Source organism: Paradevosia shaoguanensis (assembly GCF_016801025.1).
GTDB lineage: Bacteria > Pseudomonadota > Alphaproteobacteria > Rhizobiales > Devosiaceae > Paradevosia > Paradevosia shaoguanensis.
In genome coordinates, this window is the sequence record NZ_CP068983.1 from 792798 (window position 1) to 815660 (window position 22863).

19 protein-coding genes are annotated in these 22863 nt (G+C 65.5%); 4 read left to right on the forward strand and 15 right to left on the reverse strand.

Features of this window, described 5'->3' with window-relative positions; all coding sequences use genetic code 11:
- Positions 1–56 precede the first annotated feature (56 nt).
- Positions 57–209: a hypothetical protein gene (locus tag JNE37_RS03665; protein WP_203065347.1), complete on the forward strand. Its 153-nt coding sequence runs from the start codon at positions 57–59 to the stop codon at positions 207–209.
- On the forward strand, positions 206–1420 hold the full coding sequence (locus JNE37_RS03670) for a GDSL-type esterase/lipase family protein (RefSeq protein ID WP_203065348.1): 1215 nt from the start codon (positions 206–208) through the stop codon (positions 1418–1420). Before JNE37_RS03665 ends, JNE37_RS03670 begins: the two co-directional genes overlap by 4 nt.
- On the opposite strand, the gene JNE37_RS03675 is transcribed toward JNE37_RS03670, so the two are convergent.
- The 10 genes from JNE37_RS03675 to JNE37_RS03720 form a co-directional block, all read right to left on the reverse strand.
- Entirely contained in the window at positions 1389–2666 is a 1278-nt protein-coding gene (locus JNE37_RS03675; protein WP_203065349.1) for a lipopolysaccharide biosynthesis protein, read from the reverse strand. The two genes, JNE37_RS03670 and JNE37_RS03675, sit on opposite strands and share 32 nt — an antisense overlap.
- Positions 2653–3825, reverse strand: coding sequence for a polysaccharide pyruvyl transferase family protein (locus JNE37_RS03680; protein ID WP_203065350.1), 1173 nt, complete (start codon positions 3823–3825; stop codon positions 2653–2655). The genes JNE37_RS03675 and JNE37_RS03680 overlap by 14 nt, the downstream gene beginning before the upstream one ends.
- On the reverse strand, positions 3822–4718 hold the full coding sequence (gene rfbD, locus JNE37_RS03685) for a dTDP-4-dehydrorhamnose reductase (protein ID WP_203065351.1): 897 nt from the start codon (positions 4716–4718) through the stop codon (positions 3822–3824). Before rfbD ends, JNE37_RS03680 begins: the two co-directional genes overlap by 4 nt.
- A gap of 68 nt (positions 4719–4786) precedes the next feature.
- A complete protein-coding gene (locus JNE37_RS03690) occupies positions 4787–5095 on the reverse strand; it encodes a response regulator (protein ID WP_203065352.1) in 309 nt (102 codons plus the stop codon).
- A 108-nt stretch (positions 5096–5203) separates the two neighbouring features.
- Positions 5204–7930 carry a bifunctional acetate--CoA ligase family protein/GNAT family N-acetyltransferase gene (locus tag JNE37_RS03695; RefSeq protein WP_203065353.1) on the reverse strand — a complete coding sequence of 909 codons (2727 nt, stop codon included), beginning with the start codon at positions 7928–7930 and terminating at the stop codon, positions 5204–5206.
- A gap of 104 nt (positions 7931–8034) precedes the next feature.
- Positions 8035–9168 carry a substrate-binding domain-containing protein gene (locus JNE37_RS03700; RefSeq protein WP_246513496.1) on the reverse strand — a complete coding sequence of 378 codons (1134 nt, stop codon included), beginning with the start codon at positions 9166–9168 and terminating at the stop codon, positions 8035–8037.
- A gap of 71 nt (positions 9169–9239) precedes the next feature.
- Positions 9240–10226 (reverse strand): ABC transporter permease, encoded by a 987-nt coding sequence (locus JNE37_RS03705; RefSeq protein ID WP_035091551.1) that lies wholly within the window; start codon positions 10224–10226, stop codon positions 9240–9242.
- Positions 10223–11218, reverse strand: a complete 996-nt coding sequence (locus JNE37_RS03710) for an ABC transporter permease (RefSeq protein WP_246513498.1) — start codon at positions 11216–11218, stop codon at positions 10223–10225. Before JNE37_RS03710 ends, JNE37_RS03705 begins: the two co-directional genes overlap by 4 nt.
- On the reverse strand, positions 11215–12735 hold the full coding sequence (locus tag JNE37_RS03715; protein ID WP_203065354.1) for a sugar ABC transporter ATP-binding protein: 1521 nt from the start codon (positions 12733–12735) through the stop codon (positions 11215–11217). Before JNE37_RS03715 ends, JNE37_RS03710 begins: the two co-directional genes overlap by 4 nt.
- A gap of 194 nt (positions 12736–12929) precedes the next feature.
- Positions 12930–14639 carry a GMC family oxidoreductase gene (locus JNE37_RS03720; RefSeq protein WP_203065355.1) on the reverse strand — a complete coding sequence of 570 codons (1710 nt, stop codon included), beginning with the start codon at positions 14637–14639 and terminating at the stop codon, positions 12930–12932.
- Positions 14640–14851: 212 nt separating this feature from the next.
- Between JNE37_RS03720 and JNE37_RS03725 the strand changes: the two genes are divergently transcribed.
- On the forward strand, positions 14852–16210 hold the full coding sequence (locus JNE37_RS03725) for an NAD-dependent succinate-semialdehyde dehydrogenase (RefSeq protein WP_203065356.1): 1359 nt from the start codon (positions 14852–14854) through the stop codon (positions 16208–16210).
- An 85-nt stretch (positions 16211–16295) separates the two neighbouring features.
- Here JNE37_RS03725 and JNE37_RS03730 read toward each other — a convergent pair whose 3' ends face one another.
- The 3 genes from JNE37_RS03730 to JNE37_RS03740 are packed head-to-tail and all read right to left on the reverse strand — an operon-like array spanning position 16296 to position 18987.
- Complete coding sequence (locus JNE37_RS03730; protein WP_203065357.1) at positions 16296–17120, reverse strand: alpha/beta hydrolase; 825 nt, start codon at positions 17118–17120, stop codon at positions 16296–16298.
- Positions 17117–17596, reverse strand: coding sequence for a MarR family transcriptional regulator (locus JNE37_RS03735; protein ID WP_203065358.1), 480 nt, complete (start codon positions 17594–17596; stop codon positions 17117–17119). Before JNE37_RS03735 ends, JNE37_RS03730 begins: the two co-directional genes overlap by 4 nt.
- An 8-nt stretch (positions 17597–17604) precedes the next feature.
- On the reverse strand, positions 17605–18987 hold the full coding sequence (locus JNE37_RS03740; RefSeq protein ID WP_203065359.1) for a substrate-binding domain-containing protein: 1383 nt from the start codon (positions 18985–18987) through the stop codon (positions 17605–17607).
- A gap of 163 nt (positions 18988–19150) precedes the next feature.
- On the opposite strand from JNE37_RS03740, the gene JNE37_RS03745 reads away from it, so the two are divergent.
- The gene (locus JNE37_RS03745) at positions 19151–20413 is read left to right on the forward strand and encodes a metal-dependent hydrolase family protein (protein ID WP_035031342.1); all 1263 of its coding nucleotides are present in this window, start codon (positions 19151–19153) and stop codon (positions 20411–20413) included.
- Between the two features lie 28 nt (positions 20414–20441).
- On the opposite strand, the gene trxC is transcribed toward JNE37_RS03745, so the two are convergent.
- Positions 20442–20876, reverse strand: a complete 435-nt coding sequence (gene trxC, locus JNE37_RS03750; protein ID WP_182398199.1) for a thioredoxin TrxC — start codon at positions 20874–20876, stop codon at positions 20442–20444.
- 64 nt (positions 20877–20940) lie between these two features.
- Positions 20941–22773: an FUSC family protein gene (locus JNE37_RS03755; protein WP_203065360.1), complete on the reverse strand. Its 1833-nt coding sequence runs from the start codon at positions 22771–22773 to the stop codon at positions 20941–20943.
- Positions 22774–22863 lie beyond the last annotated feature (90 nt).

Consider the following 22863-nt stretch of genomic DNA (forward strand, 5'->3'; position numbering starts at 1 on the left):
CGACCCTACCCTTGGTGTCTCAGTTTCAGAGACAGACCAAAGGAAGGGACAAGGCGATGACGGCAATCGGTATCGGGTTTAGCCCGCCGATCGGCAGGCGACCGCAGCTGGCGCTGCGCGTGCCGCCGGGCAAGGCGGCGCTCGTCGACAAGGATGGGCGCTTTCTCATCGACAGCAATGGCGCGGTACTGCTGGGAGATCTGCGATGATCCCGACGCGGCTTATCGAAAACAGCCTGCGCTACAAGGCCGATCGTATGCTGCGGCTGGCACAGCAGGGTGGGAAACCGGTCGACATGGTCTCCCCGCCAACGGTGACGCTGGGCGCCGGCAACAGCGCGACGACGCTTCCGGGAAGCGTGCAGCAGATTCTGACGCCGAGCCCGATCTTCACGCAGGGCGCGATCAAGTCGGCCATTGGCGTGACCAAGGCCGGGTGGAGCCATTTCACCAATGCGGCGCAGGACATCTACTACCCGGCCGGCATCGAAGGAGCGGCTGGTGCTCGACGCGGCGGCATGCTCGGCTACGTGTTCGCCACCGACGCGCCGGCAATCGAATTGCTGGTACTGGCGACTTCCGCCAACAGCAATGAATACCGGCTCTGGATCAACGACAAGCCGGTAACAGCGATCGTGCAGACCATCACCGCGGATTCCAGCTTCCGGCGGCTCAAGATCGACAATGGCGGCAATCCCATTGGCAAGATCATGTTCGAGACTGGCTTCTACATCAGCTTCTGCGGTGTGGCGCTGGGGGCCAACTACTCAGTCTGGCCAGTGCGGACCGATACGCCGCGGCTGATGATTGTGGGAGATAGCTATGCCGTGGGAACGGGTGGGACCAAGCTGGGCAGCGGCTTCGCCTACCAGATGGGGCAGCGGCTGGGCATTGCCGATTGCTGGGTGAGCGGGGAAAGCGGCATGGGCTATTGCCGTCCCGGCCAGCAGAGCGGCAAGACGGCGCTGCAGAAGCTGGCCGTAGACGTGACGGCGTTTGCTCCCGATTGGGTGGTCGTGTGCCTGGGCATCAACGACTATGACTTCGCGGCTGGCCAGGTCGAGACGGATGCTTCGGCTTATCTCGCGGCACTGCTGGCCGCCCTGCCCAATGCAGGTGTGACGGTGATCGGGCCCTGGACGGCGCCGGGGATGGTCGTTCCGGCTGCCGTTGCCACGGCGATCGCCAATGCGGCGGCGGCGCAGGCGGATGCGGTGGCGAGCAGGCGGCTACGCTATTTCGATACACGGGCCGACGGCTGGCAGCTTGGTACCGGGCGCACGACGTCGGTTTCGGGCACGGGCAATTCGAACATCTATATCGGCTCCGATGGCGTGCATCCGGTCCAGGCCGGGCACGACTACCTCGGCATGCGGGCCGCGCACGCCGTCACGGAGCACCTGCTGGTGGCGACGGCCTGACGGCCAGCGCCCCTGCCTCCGGCCAGTGGCTCTCCCCTCGCCGGCCGGAGGCATTCGCTATCAGCAGGGCAACGGCATAGACCGCCGCCGTAAGAGCCGTGGTCGCTGCGGCGAGCCATGGGGCGATCGCCATGCCGAAGGTAGGCAGCAGGGCAACCATGGCAGCGCAAAGGAACGCGAGCCCGAGGGATTGACCAAGCAGCCGCGCGCGGATCATGCGGCGAGCGACCAGCGCAATGCCCAGGGCTCCGGTAGCAAAGCGCGCGAAAACGAAGACGCCGAAGCCCAGCCAGGCCCATATAGGCAACGCGAAAGCGGGGCCGAAAAGCCAAGGCGCAATGAACGGCATCAGGCCGGCGATGGCACCACCGAACAGCAGGCCGCCCAACGGGAATTCGAGGCGCATGCGGGCTTCAAGCGCGGGCGCTTCTGGCTTCCTCGCGAAATGCAGGGCTGAGAGGGCGGGTGTGTAGACGCCTGCGAGAACCTGAGAAGGCAACAGTGCATAGGAAGCGATGCGCGCGCCAAGTTGATAGAGCCCGGTGGCTTCCAGGCCGAGAAGCAGGCTGACCAGGATGACGTCGACCTGGCCTGAAAACGCGGTGAGGAAGGTGTCAGCAGCCATGGAGGCGGAACTGCGCAGATGCGGCAGGATTGGGCCGCGGAAGCGCAAGGTGAGCATGTTGCGAAGGCCGGCGAAAGCGAGGCCGGTTTGAACCAAGCGTGCCAGCAGCAAAGCGAGCGCCATCGGGAGAAGCGCGGGTGCGGACCACGCGGCGGCCAGCAGAATGACGGCGAAGAGGATCGTGCCGGACCAGACGAGGATCACTTCGTGGTCATACCGACCGAGGCCCCGCAGGGCGATAAGCGCCAGGTCGCCATAGGAGGCGGCCATGACGGCAAGGTGGACGCAGATCGATGACCAGAAGAGTGGGGCATCAAGGCGGAGGGTGATCAGCGCGACCAGAAGGATGAACGACGCTATGGCAGCGAGCAGCGTTTTGACGCGCAGGCCCGCAGCGAGAAACTCTCCTGCCTTTTCGGGCTGCGCGCCGATATCGCGCAGCAGCGTGACCGGGAAGCCGAAGTCCGTGAGGAGCGCGACGATGGCCGCGTAGGCGAAGACCGTTGCCACCACGCCGTAGTCGGCGGGACCGAGGGTTCGGGCGAGGAGAAAAAGGCTCGCGAAGCCGGCAAGGAGCCGCCCAAGCAGGGCCAGAGTCAACAGCGCCTTATGCCGGTTCATGGATGCGGTTCGGATGGTAGCTGACGACCTGATCGAGCAGCAGCGCCAGTTCATCGACATAGGCATCGAGCCGCGCTCCGGCGACCTGTCGCCCCACGGCGACGGCCTGCGCCAATTGCCGCCGTTGCTGGAAGGCGGCGAGGATAGTTACCGTTGCACGTTCCAGATCGTCGCTCTGCGCATCGACGAAGTGGGGGTAGTCAAGGCCGGCGAACAGGCCGTCGACCTTGCGGCTATAGGCGATCGGCACCACGGGTCCGCCAGTGGAGAATGCGGCGATGGCAGCGTGCATGCGGGCGGCCACGACGAAATCTACCCCTGCGATGAAAGTCTTAGCCGCAGTGGAATCCGTGAAGGACAGAATCCGCGTTGTTTGCGGAAAGCGGCGCGCGAGTTCATCGATGGCGGGCTCGTCCGTGTCGGGCAGGTTCGAGCCGTTGACGTGGGCGAAGAGGCAGATTTCGGCGGCTCCCTCGGCAGAGAATGCCTCGATAATGCTGTGCGTCAGGGCACGATAGTCGAGCCGCATCGAGACACCGCCGGCATAGAGCAGACCGGAAACATTGATGGCAATGCTGGGGCGGCCTTTCGGCCCCGGGGGCTCATAGGGAAGTGCGAAGGCTGTGTCTGTAAATTCTTTCACCTGGCGGACGCCCAGCGCTTCGGCGAATTCGGTCGAGAGGTGGTCGCGAGTGTGGACTGCTTTCGCGCGGCGCAGAATGCTCGTGGCGAGAGCGCGATGATGCGGGGCGGCGAAAGGGCCGATGGTCTGGGGTGAGAGGACCAGCGGCGTGCCGGTGGCAAGGACAGCGAGCTTGGTTCCGGCTTGGAAGGCGAAACGGCGGGCGCCGTAGAGGTCGGTAAAGCTGTCACCCTCGCCGATGTCAAAGACTATGTCGCAATTGCGTACTTCGGCGAGGAAGCGTGAGCGGCCGCGAAGAGCCTGACGGATGCTCGGGTGCGGGCCGATCTCGACGTCGGGTGGCACGTCGATGCCGGGACGGGTCGGGGTGCCGAGCGTTATGAAGCGGATTTCGATACCCGCCATCGCTGCCGCGCGGCGGATGAGGGCGGAATTGGCGCGGGCGAGCGCATCGACGCCGAGGTTCGGGTGGCCGAAGGTGTGCCAGAGCAGGCCGACCCGCAGCCGCCCTTTCATCTTTCCAAGTCCTTGAGCGTCGTATCGAGAGTCTCGAGCACGCCCTCGCGCCAATCGGGCATTTCGACGCCGAGCGCTTCGCGCAGCTTGGCTGTCGACAGGCGCGAATTGAGCGGGCGTCGCGCGGGTGTCGGGAACGCAGTCGTCGGTACGGCCTCGACATCCGCAGGGCGGGCCTTGAGCGAAAGGCCGCGACGGATCGCTTCAGCTATGGCGAAACGGGCATAGCCGTTCCAGTTGGTCTCGCCCGATGCGGTGAGATGGTAGATGCCGGAGGCAAGCGGATTGCCGGCGGCCCGTGCAGCGAGTGCGCGCAAGGTGGTTTGCGCGATGAGCCGCGCACTGGTGGGAGCGCCAATCTGATCGTCGATGACTTTCAACGCGTCGCGCTCGGCTGCCAGCTTGAGCATCTTGGCAATGAAATTATTGCCGCCAGGGGCGTGAACCCAGCTTGTACGAAACACCAGAAAATCGGCACCGCTTGCCGCGATGGCTACTTCACCCTCGCGCTTGGTGCGGCCATAGACATTGAGCGGCGCAGTCGGGTCCGTCTCGACATAGGCGCCCGCCTTGGTGCCGTCGAAGACGTAATCCGTGGAATAGTGAATGAGCGTGGCCCCTGCCCTGCCCGCGGCGACGGCGAGTTCGGCGGGGGCAGCGGCGTTGACTTGCGCGGCAAGCTCCGGCTCGCTCTCGGCGCGATCTACCGCGGTATAGGCGGCGGCGTTGATGACGACATCGGGACGCGCCTCCGCGACCAGGTCGGCGAGGTGGCCAGAGCGGGTGAAGTCGGCCTCGTCGCGCCCCAGGGCCACCAGATCGGCAACCTGTGGGAGCATGGCGGCGAGCACCCGCCCCACCTGACCGCCCGCCCCAAACAAAAGCACCTTCATGCCGAACGCCTCGCGCCTTACGTCCCTGACAATGGCGCAATGCGGGTCGCCGCTCAACTCGGCATAAATTACATGAGGGCGTTGAGAGCACTGACGAGTTCACGCTCGCCAAAGGGCTTGAAGATCACCGGTGCGTCGCGGAATTCGCTGTCGATGCTTTCGGCATTGAGGCCGGTCAGCAGGAGGAAAGGCGTGCCGCGCTCGCGCAGCAGCGTCGCGATGGGCCAGACATAGCGCGTGGAGAGCATCACATCGAGAATGGCGGCATCGTAATGCGCGTCGCGCGCGGCGCTTTCGGCATCGGCATAGCTATGGGCCGAGCGCACGGACTCGTAGCCGTATTCCTCGAGCATCTGGGCGATGCCTGACGCAATCAAGGGTTCATCTTCGACCAGAAGCAGGCTTCTGGTGTTCCGCCGCGACGGGACGTCCGGTTCACTCAACGCCGCCTCCGAGCAAGAGCCTGTCCCGAGGGATAATCAAGCTCAAGGCGCTGTCGTTTTCAACCGGTTTTCCACAGGCGGGTCGAGCGGCGGTGCGCCATCGAGAGCCAGCGAAATGCGCGAGAGGGTGGAATCCTCGGGGCCCGGCTGCGAGGCGAACCCGAAGCGGCGGGCGAGGCCGAGCATGCCGGCATTTTCGCGCAGGACGACGCCATCGAGCCAGCGCAGGCCGTCGGCACGGGCATAGGCGATGAGGCGGCCGAGCAGGATCTTGCCCAGGCCAAACCCCTTGAGGTCACTGCGCACGATGATGCCGAATTCGGCGCGCTCATGGTCAGGGTCCGCCGAATAGCGCACGACGCCCGCCATCTCTCCGCCCGGCTCCTCAAGCGCGACGAAGGCGATCTCGCGGTCATAGTCGAGCTGCGTGAAGCTGACGAGCATGTCGCGAGAGAGTTGCTGGGTGGGCGCGAGGAAACGCAGGCGCAGGTCCTCGGCATCCATGCGGGCCATGAAGGCGGAATAAAGCGCAGCATCGACCGGACGCATCGGGCGGATGACGAAAGCCCGGTCACGGACGGCAGCACGCACCTCCCAGCCCGAGGGGTAGGGGCGGATAGCGAGGCAGGCGCCGGGCCCACGCTCGTCAATACGGGCGGGGTCGATCTCGATATTGGCATCGAGCGCGATGACGCCATGCTCGTCGGCGAGGAGCGGATTGATACGCGCGCCTGTCACGCAGGGAAAATCGATGGCCAGTTGCGACAGGCCCATCAGCGTTCGCTCGATGGCGAGCCGATCTGCGGGCGGCACGTTGGCATAGCTGCCCAGTTGGCGGCTGATGCGCGTCTGCTCGATGAGGTCACCGGCCAGCACTTCGTCGAGCGGCACGAGGCCCACAGCCATGTCGTCGACCACATCGGCAGCCAGCCCACCGGAGCCGAAAAGGGCGGTTGGGCCGAAAACCGGGTCGGCGCACAGGCCGACCATCAGCTCACGCGCATGGGGACGACGGATCATCGGCTGGATGGAAAAGCCTTCGATCTCGGCATCGCGGCCATGTTCGCGCAGGCGCGTGCGAATGGCGCGAGCGGCCTCGCGCGCGGTTGCGGCGCTTTCAACGCCGAGGACGACGCCGCCGAGTTCGGACTTGTAGAAGATCGTGTGGGAATGGAGCTTGATGGCGAGCGCCTTGTAGCGGCCGAGCATCTCGGCTGCCCAATGCTCGACCTCGTTTTCATCCGCAGCGACCTGCATTTCCGGCACGGGGATGCCATAGGCGGCGATGACGGATTTCGCCTCGGCCTCGGAAAGAGCGTGGCGGCCGCTTTCGGCGACTTTGCGGAACGTTCGGGCGGCAACCACGCGGTCCGTGCGGAACTGCACGGCATTTTCCGGCACGCGTTCGACCAGGTGGCGCAGGGTCGACCATCGGGTGAGGAGTTCTACGGCCTCGGCCGCGGCAGCGGGCGTTTCGATGCTGGCGATGCCGCTGGCCTTGAACATGGTCCGGGCATGCTCGGCGGTGAACTTGCCCAACCAGCAGGCGAGCACAGGCTTGCCGCGTACCATGCCCTCCTGCGCAAGGCTGGCTACTGCGCGCGCAGCATCGGTCGAGGAGGCCAATGCCGTTGGCGTATTCATGACGAGAAGGGCATCGACACCGGGGTCGCTGGCGATGATCTCGACGGCGGCCTTGTAGCGCTCTGGTGGGGCGTCGCCGAGGATATCGACCGGGTTGCAGCGGGACCACGCGGCCGGCAACACCGTATCGAGGGCGGCGAACGTATGCGGGGCCAGCGACGCCATTTCGCAGCCGCGTTCGAGAAGGTGATCGACCGCGAGGATGCCGGCGCCGCCGCCATTGGTGATGATGGCCGTGCGGCCGCGATCGAGCGGCCGGAAGCGAGCGCGGATTTCAGCGGCTGCGAAGAGATCTTCGAGCTTGTCGACCCGGATGATGCCGGCACGACGGAAGGCGGCTTCGATGACCCGGTCCTCGCCCGAGGCGACGCCGGTCCGCAATTGGGTGAGTGCCGTCGTGGGGTCATGGCGGCCGGCCTTGATAGCGATGACGGGCTTTATCTGCGCGGCAGCGCGGGCCGCCGACATGAACTTGCGGGGCGCGGTGACGGATTCGAGGTAGAGCAGGATGGCCGAGGTTCGCGCGTCTTCAGCAAGGAGATTGAGGCAGTCGCCGGCATCGACGTCCACCGTATCGCCCAGCGAGAATATCTGGGAAAAGCCGATGCGCTCGGCGGCGGCCCAATCGATGATCGAGGAGATGATGGCGCCCGACTGCGAGATGAGGCCAAGACGGCCCGGCTCGGGCGCGATGTGAGCGAAGCTGGCGTTGAGGCGGACTTGCGGAGCGAGGAGGCCGATCGTGTTGGGCCCGATGAGCCGCAGACCGAAGGGCCGCGCCGCGTCGCACAATTGCTCGCGCACGTCGTCATCGAAGCCACCGGCCAGCACGACGGCTGCAGGAACGCCGCGCTCACCGAGTTCGGTAACGGCAGCAGGCGTATCACGCGCAGGGATGGCAAGAATGGCGAGTTCAGGCGCCTGCGGAAGATCGGCCACCTGCTGGTAGCACTGAAAGCCCAGCACCTGGTCGTAGTCAGGACTTACCGGATAGATGGCGCCGGAATAGCCGCCGCTGATGATGTTCTCGGTGACCACGCGCCCGAGTTCGCCCTCGCGGTTGGAGGCGCCGACAATGGCGATGGAGGCTGGTCGCAGGGTTCCGGCGAGATTGCGGATCGTCATGGATCGTCCTCGTCGAAGTGCTTTTCTTTTTCTTGAGACTAGCGCCTCACAGGCAAAAGGAAAGGGCGCCCGGCGGGCGCCCTCCCCTGATTCAGCGCTCGGGCTTACTTACCGCCCCAACGAGCCGGATAGTCCGGCATGCCTTCGCAACCGCACATCGCGTAGTGCAGCGGGGGCATCTTTTCGTTGATGAAGTTGTCCAGCGTGTCCTGGGTAATGGACGGCTGCGGCAGCACCCATTCCGGGCCCGGGACGGGCTCGCCGTTCAGAACCTTGAGCGCGGCGATGATGGCCGAACGCCATTGATAGGCCGGATAGGTCGGGGCGATGGCCTTGAGGTTCAGGGCCTTCCACTTCTGGAGGAAGTCCTGCTGGTCCTCGCCGGTGAAGACCGGCACGTCCACGCCTGCGTCCTCGAAGGCTTCGATGGCGGCGACAGCGGTGGCGCCGGCATCCATCCAGACGGCGTCGATCTTGCCCTTCTGGATGTAGTCCTCAACGATCGACTTGGTCTTGGCATTGTCGCCATCGGTGAATTCGGCGCCGATGATGTTGATGCCGGCCTCATCGAAGATGCGCTTGGCGGCTGAGTAACGTGTTTCGAGCACGTCCACGCCTGGCAAGATGCGTAACATGAGGACATTGGAGCCCTTGGGCACATTGGCCGCCACGAACTCGCCAGCGGAAATGCCGAAGCCGTAGCCACCCACCGGGTGCACGAAGGTCACCGGGCAAGGGGTGTTGACGCCGCGGTCGAAGACGACGACCGGGAGCGTGGCGCAAGCCTTTTCGACGGCCGGCGTCAGGGCCGCAGTGGTGTTGGGCGAAACGATCAACAGGTCGCACTTGCCACCGGCCAGCAGGTCACCGATATCGGCGATCTGCTTGTCGTCAGAACCCTGGGCGTCGACGGCGATGAATTCCTTGATCTGGTCCTTGTGCAGGTCGACTTCGGCCTGCATGTCGGTCCAGCCGACGACGCGCCACGGATTGTTCACCCCGGCATTGGAGAAGCACAGCGTGTAAGGGCCGGGCTTCTTGAACTTGGCCGTATCGGCCATGGCGTCGGACAGGTATTGCTCCCAGGGCTTGCCCTCGGGGCCCATGGCCACGGCCTTGAGTTCCTCGCGCTGCTTGGCGAAGGCAGCAGGATCGTCGAAATTGGGTGCCTGCGCGAATGCGCTGCCCCCCAGAAGCGCCAGGCTTGCCGCCAGCGCCAGAAGTACGATCTTCCTCATAAGTTCCTCTCCCTTGAGTAGTCGTTCCACTCAGCATTCCGCGGCGCAGTTGGGGCGCGCCGCGTGAATTTCTATCGTCCGGTCTTCTTGCGGCGGTACATGGCCAGCGCCACAGCAGCGATGAGGATCACGCCCTGCACCACGTCGCGAACGGGCTTGGGCAGCCCCAGGAAATTGAGGAGCGTGAAGATGGCCTGGAGCGTCAGCGCACCGGCAATGGCTGCCGGCACCGAGCCTCGCCCACCCAGCAATTGCGCCCCGCCCAGCACCGCCGCGGTGATGGCCTGCAACTCGTAGCCCGAGCCCACGTCGGTCGAGACACCGGCAAAGCCGCCGAGCATGACGCCGGCGATCACGGCCGAGACCGAGGACACCACGAAGGCCAGGATGCGCACGCGCTCGACCGGCACACCGGCCAGTTGCGCGGCGCGCGGATTGTCGCCGATGGCGTGGACCATGCGTCCGAAATTGGTGCGGTGCATGAGCCAGTAGAGCGCAAAGCCAAGCACGATGAGGATGATCACGGCCACCGGCACAAGCTGGAAGATCGGCACGTCCTGGAAATTGAAGCGCCCGAAGAACCGGAAGGAATCGGGCAGGTAGCCACGCGGCGATCCACCCGACCACATAAGGGCAGCGCCGTTCAGCGTAATCATCATGCCGAGCGTAGCGATCAGCGATGGCACCCTGAGGTAGCAAACGATGAGGCCGTTGATGCAGCCCACCAGCACGCCCAGGCCCAACATCAGCAGGATCACCCACCAGGTGGCGTCCGGGTTGTTGTTGAGCAGCATGGAGGAGCCGATGACGGTGAGCGTGATGAGCGCACCGACAGAAAGGTCGAAGCCTCCCGCCACGATCACGAAGACCGAGCCCGCTGCCAGGATTGCCAGCGGCGCCGAACGCTTGAGGAAGTTCATGTAGCCCTGGGGCTCCAGGAAGCTCACGTTCTGGATGACGATGGCAATGAGCAGCACCGCCAGCACGATGTAGACCGGGTTGATCTGCGGCAGCCGGCGCTTTTTCTTCTCACTGCGGGATAGGGCGGCCTCGCTCATGCGACGATCCTCTTGGAGCGCACGGCGTAGAAGGCCACGGCCGCGACGATGATGATGCCGCGCATCACCTGTTTGGCGAAGGCATCGACCTGGGCAATGTTGAAGATCGAGTCGATGAGCGAGAAGATGAGGACGCCGGCAATGGTGCCCCAGATGCCGCCGCGGCCGCCGGCCAGCACGGTGCCGCCGATGACGACCACGGCGATCGACTGCAGGTCATAGACGCCGTCGCGTCCGATCCATGGTGCGCCCGAGCGCAGGCGCGAGGCCAGATAGAGGCCGGCAATCGCCGCGCAGAGGCTGCAGATGACGTGGGTGGCGATCACCACGGGATGGGTCTTGATGCCCGCAAGTCTCGCCGCATCGGCATTGCCGCCCACCGAATAGATGTCCGAGCCGAACTTGGTGAAGCGCAGCACGAACCAGGCGGCGACGGTCAGCGCCACAAGGAAGATGAGGCTGAACTGGATGGAGCCAAACCCGCCATAGGCAAAGACCTGGAATTCGGCCGGCACGGAGCCGGCGAAATTGGTGACAAAGGCGGAAAGGCACCCCTGGATGACCAGCGCCATGCCGAGCGTGGCGATGAGCGGGTTGACCTCGAGCTTGGTGATCACCAGCCCGTTGACGACGCCGACCACCGCGCCGAGCGCCAGGACGGCGAGGATGGCCGGCAGGATCATTGCGGGGTTGCCGTTCATGATCACCGAGGCCAGCACTGCTGCTGCCGAGATGAGATTGGCCACCGAGAGATCGATCGAAGCGACGAGGATCACGAAGGTCTGGCCGATTGCGGTGATGCCCAGCGCGATCGAGCGGCCGAGAATGGCGATGAGATTGTCGGGTGTCAGGAATTGCGGCTGGCCGGTGGCGAGCGCCACTATTGCGTAGATGGCGAAAGCGATGACGAGCAGCAAGGCCGGCGCCCAGCGCTCGAAGCGAAAGCCGGATTTGCGGCGCCTGGCGACGGGCTGCATGGTGGCGTCGGTCATGCGGCTGCTCCCGCCATGGTGGTTTCGCCAGTGGCCGAGAGCATGATTTCGGCCTCGGTGACGCCGCGCCCGAATTCACCCACGATCGAGCCGGCACGCATGACGAGGATGCGGTCGGCGGCGCCCAGGATTTCAGGGAGGTCCGACGAGATCATCATGATCGCCGCGCCATTGCGGGCGAGCTCGCGCATGAGCTGATAGATGCCGGCCTTGGCGTTGACGTCGATGCCGCGCGTCGGCTCGATGAAGATCAGCACCTTGGGAGCGAGCGCCAGCCAACGGGCGACGATCGCCTTCTGCTGGTTGCCACCCGAGAGCGAGCGGATTTCCTGGTCGTAGCTGGCGGCGCGCATGTCGACCTTGGCGAAAAGCGCGTCGATGGAGTCGACGCTGGCAAAGCCGTTGCGGCGATTGCTGCCGCCCAGCGGGGCGAAGGCGCGGGAGGTGAGCATGCCGTTGTCACGCACGGTCTGCATCAGCACCAGGCCCTCAGCCTTGCGATCACCCGGAAGCAGGCCCAGCCCGCCGCGAATGGCATCGCGCGGAGTGCGGAAAGCCGCGTTCTGGCCATTGAGGGCCACCGCGCCGCTGGTGAAAGGAACCGAGCCGAAAAGCGCCATGGCGAGGGCCGAGCGCCCCGCCCCCTGGATACCTGAAAAACCGACGATCTCGCCGGCCTTGAGATCGAAGGAGATGTCGCGCAGGAAGACGTTGCTGCCGTTGCGGACCGAGAGCACGACGGGGCCGATTTCCTCAGGCGTGGCAGGCGGTGCGTAGAAATCGGCAATGTCGCGACCGACCATGGCGCGCACGATGGTCTCCGGCGCGGGCGTGGTCTCGAAGCGGGCGGTGATCTCGCCGTCCTTGAGCACCGTCACCCGATCGGCAAGGCGCGTCACCTCGCGCATACGGTGGGTGATGTAGACAATGGCGGTGCCCCGTTCGCGCAGGCGGTCGATGGTGGCGAACAGCATCTCGCATTCCGCCTCGTTGAGCGCGGCGGTCGGCTCGTCCATCACCACCACCTTGGCGTCGAGCGAAATAGCCTTGGCGATCTCGACCATCTGCTGGCTGGCGACGTCGAGGTCGGCCACGAGCGTATCGGGCTCGATGCGGCTGGAGCCGAAAAGCGTCAGGACCCGCCGGGTCTCTGCTTCCATGGCGCCGTAGTCGATGATGCCGTTTCGCGTCGGCTCGCGGCCGAGGAAGATGTTCTGCGCCACAGTGCGCTCGGGCAGCAGCGAAAATTCCTGGTAAATCACCGAAATGCCGGCGCGCAGGGCTTCCACCGGATGGCGGAAATGCACTTCCTGCCCGTTGAGCGCAATGGCGCCGCTATCGGGGCGGTAGACGCCCGAGAGGATCTTGATGAGGGTGGATTTGCCGGCGCCGTTTTCGCCGACAAGGGCATGCACTTCCCCTGCCGCACAGGCAAAGCTCACGTCCTTCAAGGCGCGAACGCCCGGGAAAGATTTGGAAATGCCACGCATTTCCATCACGGGTGGGTTGGTCGTCATGGCCTGCCTCGCCCGAAGAGGACATGACGAGACGCACCGGACGCAAAAGCACGGCGCACGCCGGCACCGGCCCTGTTTCCTCCCCTCATGATGTCCCATTCCAGGATCATTCTTGGTGTTCCACTATTTGGACTAAGGCGCGCGCCTGCAAGGGCGAAAGCCCGGATAGAGTCCAGCATTTGAGACATTCGGCTTCAGGCAGCCCGCCTCTCCTCCTTGATCAGGTCGGCGATACGCTCTGCCATCATGAGCGTGGGGACATTGGTGTTGGCCCGCGGGATCGACGGCATCAGCGAAGCGTCGCAGACGCGCAATCCCTCGACGCCCCGCACCCGACCGTGGCTGTCGGTCACGGCCTTCGGATCGTCCGCCGCGCCCATGCGACAGGTTCCCGAAGCATGCCACACCCCGCCCACCGACTTGCCGATGAATTCGGTGAGGGCCTTATCGTCCGAAAGGAGGTTATCGAGGCTGATGCCGAGCGTCACCACGTTGTGGATCAAGGCCGAGCGAAGAGGCCCCGAATAGTCGAGCATGCTCGCGAAGGCACCGCGTTGGAGCGCATTCCAGAGGCCGGGGCCAGCAATCGCCGCGACGCGGGCCGAGTAGCTCGTCGGGAAGACCGGGCCGCGCTTGCCATCCATCCGGGGATCGGTGAGCGTCCTGGCGCCTACCTTGAAGCCGTATTTGAGGCGTTCGAGATCGCGCCAGTCCGAGAGCATGCGGAAATCGACATGCGGCTCTTCGCGCACATCCTTGGCCTTGAGCCGCACCTCGCCGCGCGAATAGGCCTTGTTGACCCAGATGAAGAGCGTGCCGATGCGCTGGCCCACGGAGTGCCAGCCGGAGCGGGCTATCATAGCGGCGTGCATATCGCCTTCAGGTGCGTCCCCGATATTGGACGAAAAGCGCAGGATGGCGTGATCGTGATGCTCGCGCAGGTCGCTCAGGCGCGATTGCGGGGGCAGATAGGTGGAGACGGCAGTGGAGGGGTGCTCCATGAGATTCTGCCCGATACCGCGCAGGTCAGCCACGATAGGAATACCCAGGGCCGTGAGCTGGTCGCCGGGCCCCACACCCGAACGCATCAGCAGGGCCGGACTGTGGATGGCGCCCGATGAGACGATGACCTCGCGCGCCGCCAAGCGCCGGCCTTCGCCGCCGCTAGCTGGCACGATCACCGCGCCCACGGCCCGCTGCCCGTCGAACAGCACGCGCTCGGCCAGGTGGCCGGTGATGATTTCGAGATTCTTGCGCGCCCGGACTTCCGGCGTGAGGTAGCCCACCGAGGCTGGTACGCGTTCGCCCTTGTCGCTTACGGCGACCGCTCCGACATAGACGCCGTCGGCCCATTCCCCGTTCTGGTCGGCCTTGGCCGGATGGCCGTTGGCGACCAGCGTTTCGGAGACGGCCTTGACGAAAGGCGACATGCGGTCGGGCTTGATGCGCCGCACCGGGATGGGGCCATCCTTGCCGTGATAGGGCCCGTCGAAATCGACATCGCGCTCAAGCTTGCGGAAATAGGGCAAAGCATTGGCAAAGGACCAGCCTTCGGCGCCCAACGCGCCCCATTCGTCATAGTCGCCCGGGGCACCGCGATTGGCGACCATGGCGTTGACGGCAGAGCCGCCGCCCAGCAGGCGGCCCTGCTCATAGCGACGGGGCGCGCGGCCATCGGTATTTCCAAGTGGCGCGCCGAGATAGGCGGTGAGGTTGGGCCAGATGTTGCCGGGATCGAGATAAGCCTGACCGGGATAGCGACTGCGCACGTGAGGCGCCATGGTATCCAGCGTCAGGTTCGGGCCCGCTTCGACGAGCACCACGTTCACGGCCGGATCTTCCGTCAGCCGGGCCGCCAGCACGCAGCCGGCCGAGCCTCCGCCCAAAATCAGATAGTCGGTCAACCTCTACCCCTCCCGATCGAAGCGCCGGACCTCCCTGCCCGCACACCCAGATGTAACTATGTGGTTACAAGACTGTCGTTGCTGTATCCGGCTGTCAAGCACCGGCCAGCAATTCATGACCCTTGACTTTTGCCAGAGCTCTCCTGTCAACTAGTAACCAACAGGTTACAAACGTGACCGCACGGCGAATGCCGAGAAACGGGAGGAGTTTCATGGCTTTCAAGTCCATCAATCCGGCAACGGGCGAGGCAATCGCCACCTATCCGGCGCACGACGCGGCCGATATCGACCGCCTGCTGCAACGCGCCTGGGACACGTGGCAGAGCTGGTCCCAGGAGCCCGCACCCGTCCGTGCGGCCTTCCTCGAGCGGCTGGCCGGCCTCCTCGAAGAGCGCGCTGATCGCTATGCCGCGCTCATTACCTCCGAAATGGGCAAGCTCGTGGGCGAAGCTCGGGGTGAGGTGGTCAAGGCTGCCGGCGGCGCGCGGCACTTTGCGGCGCAAGGGCAGGAATATCTGCGCGACGAGGCCATCCCCGGTACGCCGGGCAAGGTGGTCTATCAGTCGCTCGGGCCGCTTTTCGGCGTGATGCCGTGGAACCTGCCGTTCTGGCAGGTGCTGCGCTTCTTCATCCCTGCGGCGATGGCCGGCAATGTGGTGCTGGTCAAGCACGCGGATTCGGTGCAGGGCTCGGCTCGCGCCATCGAGGAACTGGTGCGCGATGCCGGCGGGCCAGATGGGCTCTATACCAACCTTGCAATCCGCCGCGACGCGGTGGCCGGCATCATCGCCGATCCGCGCATCCGCGCCGTTACCGTGACCGGCTCGACCGGCGCGGGACGCGCCGTGGCGGAAGCTGCGGGCGCGCACGGCAAGAAAGCGGTGCTGGAACTCGGCGGCTCCGATCCCTTCATCATCTTCGAGGACGCCGATTTCGAGAAAGCGGTCAAGCTCGGCATCGTCTCGCGTTTCTCCAACAACGCCCAAAGCTGTATCGCCGCCAAGCGCTTCATCGTCGCACGCCCGATCTACGACCGCTATGTCCGCGCTTATGCCGAAGCGGCCAACGCGCTGCCTGTCGGCGACCCGATGAGCGCCGACACCAGGCTCGGCCCGCTTGCCAAGGCCGACCTCATCGCCACGACGCGACGCCAGATCGCCGACGCGCAGGCGGCCGGCGGGCAGGTTATCGCCGGCGGCGACAAGCTCGACCGCCCGGGCAATTACTTCGCTCCGACCGTCATCACCGGCCTCGATCCCAACGCCGCCATCGCACAGGAGGAGTTCTTCGGACCGGTGGCACTGATGTTCCCCTTCGACACGGAAGACGAAGCCGTCGCCCTGGCCAACGCCACCGAATATGGGCTGGGCGGCGCAGTGTGGAGTTCGGACGCCGAAAAGGCGGCGCGGGTGGCAGGCAGGCTTGAAGCCGGCGCCGTTTTCATCAACGACTTCGTTCGCTCGGATGCCCGGGCTCCGTTCGGTGGTGTAAAGGGATCGGGCTTCGGCAGAGAGCTTGGCGCGCTCGGAGCGCGGGAGTTGACGAACGCGAAGCTGGTCTGGACGGCATAACCGGGCCGAACCGAGGCTAGCGGCTAGCATATGCCGGTCTCCCTCCCCCGTGTGGGGAGGGAGCGAGTGCGGGACAAGTAATCGCTCACCCTCCAACGCACTTCTCCAGCATCCCACCTAGTTTCGTCCCTCGTGTCCCCAGATCGAGGACGATGGACATATGATCTGCCCCATCGATCATCCGCTGCCCTACCGCACTCCCCTGCCCACTTAGCCGCGCAGCAAGCCGCTCGGCCTGCTCGTGAAATGGCGCTGACTCCACCTCCCCCACAGCCAACTCGAACCGCATCCCGTTGGCCACTCGCGCGGCTACCGGCGACCACTCCGCCACCTCCTCGGAGGTCAAGCCAAGCTCCGGCTGCAGGAAGCTGCGCGTAATGGGATCGAGATCATATAGCCCGCTGACCAGCAGCAGGGATTGTAGCGGAATATCCGGCAGCTTCGCCTCATGCGGCGCGGCGGCAGCGAGATAGAACGCCAGGTGTCCCCCGGCAGAATGGCCGCTGGCTGAGAGCCTCCCGGCATCGCCGCCGAACTCTCCTGCCTGCGCGACCAACCAGCGCGCGGCGCGGCGCACCTGGTCCACCAGGGTCGCCAGACGCACTTTCGGCATCAGCGTGTATTCGACGATGGCGGCGATGCCGCCGGCAGCCACGATGGGCTCGGCGACGTAGGCGTAGTCCTCCTTCACGTTGGCGCGCCAATAGCCGCCATGGACGAAGATATGCACCGGCGCTCGTTCAGCGCGCTCCGGGAGGAAAAGGTCGAGCCGTTCGTCGGGATGCGGGCCGTACTGCAGGTCGAGATGATGACGCAGGGTAGCGCGGGTTGCATCGCTGCGCTGACGATAGGCCTCGCGGATCGCTTCGTAGTTCGGAACCAATGCGCGGATGAGAAACGGATCGGTCATACCAAGGCTGCGGCGGCCCGACGGAGATTGCGCTTGGCGGCTTCGATCAGTTGCTCGGAGGCATCGGTCGGCACCTGCACCTCGATCCAGACGTCGCCGGAGCGCTCGGTCATGGTTGTGACAGGCCGCACGGCGCGACCGCGCGGAGCGGGAATTGCCGCCAGTTCGATGCGCCCTTCGCCCTCGCCGATGCCGAAGGCGGCGGCCATGCCGAGCGTTTCCTTGAGCCAGGCGAGAGCGGCCTCGGCTGGTCCGTGGAGATGGGCAATGCCGTGCGCGGCAAAACCCAGTTCCATCGCGCGATCGCCGGGTGCGAGGTCGCCGCCGGCACCGCGTATCGCCAACCCTGCCTCTTCCATGCGCCGTACGATATCGAAGGCGGTCGAGCGGGCTATTCCCTCTCTCGCGGCAATTTCGGCAACGGTCGCCGATGGCGATTCAGCGGCGCCGAGCAGGAGCCGCGTCAGGGCTTCCACGCCCGCACTCACAGCAGCACCTGCGGTGCGGCGGAGCGGTTGTAGACATTGCCCGGATAGCGGATGCGGAAAGCGCGCGGGTTGTAGGACGGCCCCAGGCCGCTCCCGAGGATGAGGTTGTCGGGCAGGTCCCAGCGGACGTGATCGTCGAGCACGAGGTTCGAACGCACCGACCGCGTCGCCGCGCCGCGCGATAGCACGACATCGGAAGGCACATCGATGAACCGCGGCACCCAATTGCCGGCGAGGCTGGCGTGAAGCGCTTCCACCGCGCGCAGGCCCATGGCCGGCGGGTAGTCGGTAGCCACCATCCGCACCTGGTGGCGAATGGCGAGCTTGTAGCAGAGGTTGATGTCGCCGCCCGTATGGGGCGGGATCGTGCCAGGCCCATAGCCGGCCTCGACGAAGGCCTCGATGGAACCGACGCCCTGCTGGCCGCTGTCACACCAGACGCCGGCAATGGCATCGCCCCAGCGAGCAATGGCTTCCGAGACCGAGCGGCGGGCGCGATTGCGCTCCCAGTCTGTCCAGATCGTGTCGAGGATTTCGATACCCGGGAAACGAGCAAAAACCTCGCGTGCCGCCGCCAGCCGCAATTGCGCCGGAACGGCATCGGCCCGGCCGGAGAGCAGCACGACGCCCCCCTCACCCTTGAGCGTTTCTGCCAGCCAAAGTGCAGTGGTGCGGCCGATGACGGCGTCATCCGCCGTTACGAAACTCGTGTGAGGCACCTCCGCCGAAACGCCGCGCTCGACCAGTACGACGGCGACGTCGCGCGCCATGGCTCCGGCGACCGCCTCGGCAACGGCGTCGGGAATGGTGGAGCTTACCAGCAGCCCATCCACACCTTCATCGACCAACGCCTGGATATCGGCGACCTGCTGCTTGCGGCTGCCGCCGGCATGGCGGACGCGCAGCCATTCGATCTCGTCACCCAGATTGGCCGCCGCATGCTCGATGGAATGCACCAGCGCCACGCGCCAGGGATTGCCCATCGACGTATTGGAGAAACCGATGCGCAGCCGGCGCGAGCGGCGGCGCTGCACAGGCGGCGAGAGGACGAGAGGCGCTTCAGGTTCGAGACTCAGGACGGGCATCGGTTGGGGGCCATTGCGTCCACGGGCGCGCTGCTCGCGCCGCGCATCCTGCCGCGCAAGGTCCGCAGCATTGGCGGCGATAAAGGCGGCGCAGGCTGGCCCGACACGCAGCAGACCGCGCTCTATGGTCAGCAGGCCCGCGGCGGCCAGCACTCGCGCGACGCGGTGAAAGCTGGCGCGCGGAATGTTGAGCTGGCGCGCCAGAACGCTACCACGCGCAGAGCCGTTGGCGGCGGCCAGCGCGCACAGGATACCGATCGCGGCGTCGACGCCGTTTTGACTAGCCTCAGGCATTTCCCCTCCCGCCCAAGCCAGAGCATCGAACGCTAAAGCCAACGGACAATCAAGCGGGCTGTCTCAGATGCTGGACTAGGCCGGAAACATGCCGGTTGGGCGCCTCCGCCCTCCGTGCCTATCGTTTGGCAGGGCGAGGAAACGAACGCCGATCGGAGGGAAAATGAGCGCCTATCTGTTCCGCAATGTCGATGTCTGGGATGCCATCGAAGATGAGCCCTATCCGGGGGAAGTGCTGGTCGAGGGCAACCGCATCACCGCCGTCGCCAAGAATGCGCATATCGACAACCAGAACGGGGCGGAGGTCATCGACGGCGGTGGACGCTTCCTCATGCCGGGCCTGGTCGAGGGCCATTGCCACCTCAGTTTCGTCAACCCGGCACGCAACCAGGACCTGGGTGAAATCCCGCCCGAAGAGCATCTGCTGCGGACGATGCGCAACGCGACGCTGCTGCTCAACCACGGCTTCACCTCGGCGTATTCGGCCGCTTCGGCGAAACTTCGGATCGACGTGGTGGTGCGCCAGGAAATCGAGGACGGTTATCTCGCCGGCCCGCGCTACCGCGCGGCGGGCCCCGAGATCACGGTCACGGGCGGGCTGGGTGACGAGCGCAAGAACCATGGCAGTTTCGAAGGCTTCGGCATGATCGCCGACGGGGTCACGCAGATCCGGCAGGCCGTGCGGCTCTGCGCCCGCGAGGGCGTCGATAACGTCAAGTTCAACGTCTCGGGAGACGAATTCACCTCGAACATCCGGGCGGAGCTGGTCTCGATCAGTCAGGAAGAACTCACAATCGGCGTACAGACCGCCCATGACTTCGGCAAGCGCGTGGCCACCCACGCCCGGGCGGCGGAATCGGTCAAGCGCGCGGTGCGGGCGGGTGCGGATTGCATCTATCACTGCGATTTCGCCGATGAGGAAGCCCTCGATATGCTCGAGGCCGCCAAGGACCGGATCATCATCGGCCCCGCTTTCGGGCTGGTTCACAATTCGGTTTTCGAGGGCGACGTCGTCGGCATGACCAAGGAGGTGGTCGAGCGCATGGGGCTACCGCGCAAGCTCGAGCACACAATGGCCACCTACCACGAGATGCGCAAACGCGGCATGCGCGTGGTCGTCGGCGGCGACTATGGCTTCACCGTCACGCCGATGGGGCAGAACGCGCGCGATATCGGGCACTTCGTCAAGTTCTTCGGCTATTCACCGGCCGAAGCCCTCAAATGCGCCACCGAGGTCGGTGGAGACATCATGGGCCACAAGGGCGAGCTGGGGATCATCCGGGAGGGCGCGCTGGCCGATATCCTCCTCGTCGATGGCAACCCGCTCGAAGACCAATCGATCCTCGTCGGCCCCAAGCATTTCGCGATGATCATGAAGGATGGCGCCATGCATCGCGACCCACGTCAGCGCACGACGCTGCACTGAGGTTTGGAGGGCGGCTCACGCCGCCCTGCTATCTGTTCTGCCCCAGCCAGCCCAAAATCTGGCTGGACGACATGGCGCCCGAAACACGAGCGACTTCCTTGCCATCGCGCAGCAGCAGCATGGTTGGAATGCCGCGAATGCCGAAGCGGGCGGCCATTTCCTGGTTCTCGTCGGAATTGAGCTTGAGGAAGCGCATGCCCGGTTCGCCGACCTTGGCGGCCTTCTCGTATTCGGGCGCCATCGCGCGACACGGGCCGCACCAGGGCGCCCACACGTCGACCACGACCGGCAGCGTGCCCTTGGTCATCTGGCGATCGACCATGCCGGCATCGACATCGGCCGGTACGCCGTCGAATAGCAATTGCCCGCAGCGTCCACACTTGGCTTCCTGTGCGTTGCGCGCCTCCGGCATGCGATTGATCGCACCGCAATGCACGCAAACGACACGGCTCTCGTCACTCATCAGGCTCACCTTCCTTCGGCATAACCATTAGGTGGCCTCTCGGTTGCCCGCCCGCAAGAGCATTTCAGGCCGCGCCCAGCCGGAAGAAGGCGCTTTCGGCTCGCACCTGTCTGGCAGCGTCGACAAGCAATTCGGTATCCGACGGTGCCGGAAGGCGCGTGGCCAACTGCTCCATCGCCCGCGCAGCGGCTTCGGGTTCCTCGCCTACATCAGCGCAACGCAACAGGGCCGCACGCATCGCCCGTGCCGTACTCTGGGAAAGATCGCCTCCAGCCTGCAATTCGCGCAGCCGGGCGATGGCGCTGCCCAGCGCGAGGACGGCGAAGCTGCCCTCGAAGGCATCGACATCCTTGGAGCCGGTTTTTTCCACCCAGCGCACGAGACGCAGCAGGCGGTGATTGAGCCGCATCCGCCAGCGCTCACCGCCGGCGGCACCTTCGCCTTTGGCCATGTGCTCAAGCTCATGCACCATGGCCGCCACCAGCAATTGCAGGCGCTTGCGCGGATGGATCGGGTAGATCAGCCGAAACGCCGCCATCGCGATGAGCGGGCCGGAGATCACGGCCGCCGCATTGAACACCGATTGCAGGAATGTGCCGCTCAGCGGCAGCACGGGCTGGGAGAGCAGCAGGAACACCATGGCGTAATCCATCGCCGCCGGGACGCTCAGCTTGTGCGACTGCACCAGCGAGCCCGAGAGGATGAACGGCACCATCATCAGGAGCATGGCGAGTTCGTTGTCGGCATGGGGCCAGAGCAGCCAGCGGCAGGCCAGCGCCGCGATGGCGCCCAGCACCTGCCCGGTGAACACCGCCTTGAGGAAATTAGCCGGGTCATCGAAGGTCGAGAACACGGTGACCATCACCGATGTGCCCAGCAGCACGTAAGGCACCGCCTCCCAGCCGGTGACAACCCACACGAGGCCGATGACCAGCATGGTCGCCGTCGCCCGGATGCCGGCTGTACGCGCACCGACCCAGTCGCGATGCAGCAGTACCGAAGCATGCACGTCGCGCTCTTCGAGCGGACGATTATCCAGCCCGTCGACGCCGAGCGAAATGGAGCGCAGTGCCCGCGCCCCTTCGGGGAACCGTGCTGCATCCACCTGCCCGCCCTCCGCCAGGAGCTGCCGCGTCTCCGCATCCGTGCGGGCCGCCTCGCTGCCGCGCAGCCAGAGCAGGCCCGAGACCAGCGCCAGGAGCAGCGCGCGCACCGCATGCGCCAGCCGCCTGCCGTTGATCGAGCCCGCCGCGCGCGGATCGAGCGCCTCCTCGATGGTCGCGGCTTCCGAGAGAATAGCCTTCTGCTCCTTGAGGCTGCGCTCTTCGGCGGGGCGCGCCATCTCGTCGAGCAAGCGCGCCGTGAGCTTGGTCGCGGCGCTCTCATAATCGCCGCTCGCGGCGGGCGTGAACACCAGCCCGACGATCAGCGCCACGACCACGCCCACCAGCACCGTGGCGAAACGGTCTGTGGCAAGCAGCACGATGGAATCGTGGTGCGCCGTGCTCAGTAGCGTCACCATCGCCGCCGAAAAACCGGCAAGGATCGTTCCGTAGGAAACGAAGCCGCGTACAACATTGCCGGCCGCCGCGCACAGCCCCACCCAGAGCGCCAGCCCGACCACGAGGATCACCGCGTCCCCGCGCGCCAGCAGCATCAGCAGCACGCCGGCCACGACGCCCACCGCCGTGCCGGCGGCGCGGAAGAGGCTCTTTTCGATAAGCATGCCGCGGATCGGCTGCGAGCCGGCCCAGACGGTCATGGCCGCCCATTGCGGGTGTTCCAGTCCCATGCCCCAGGCGATGAACAGCGCGATACAGGCGGCGATGGCCGTGCGCAGGCCATAGACGAAACGCGGCCCGTCAAAACCCCAGCGGGCAAAAGTCGCAGCGTTCACCGCAAGCCTCCGTCAATGGCCTGCCGATGGTTCGGCGCCGAACCATCACGATAGTCGCCGCTCATAAATCTCGTCTCCTGCACGATCCAC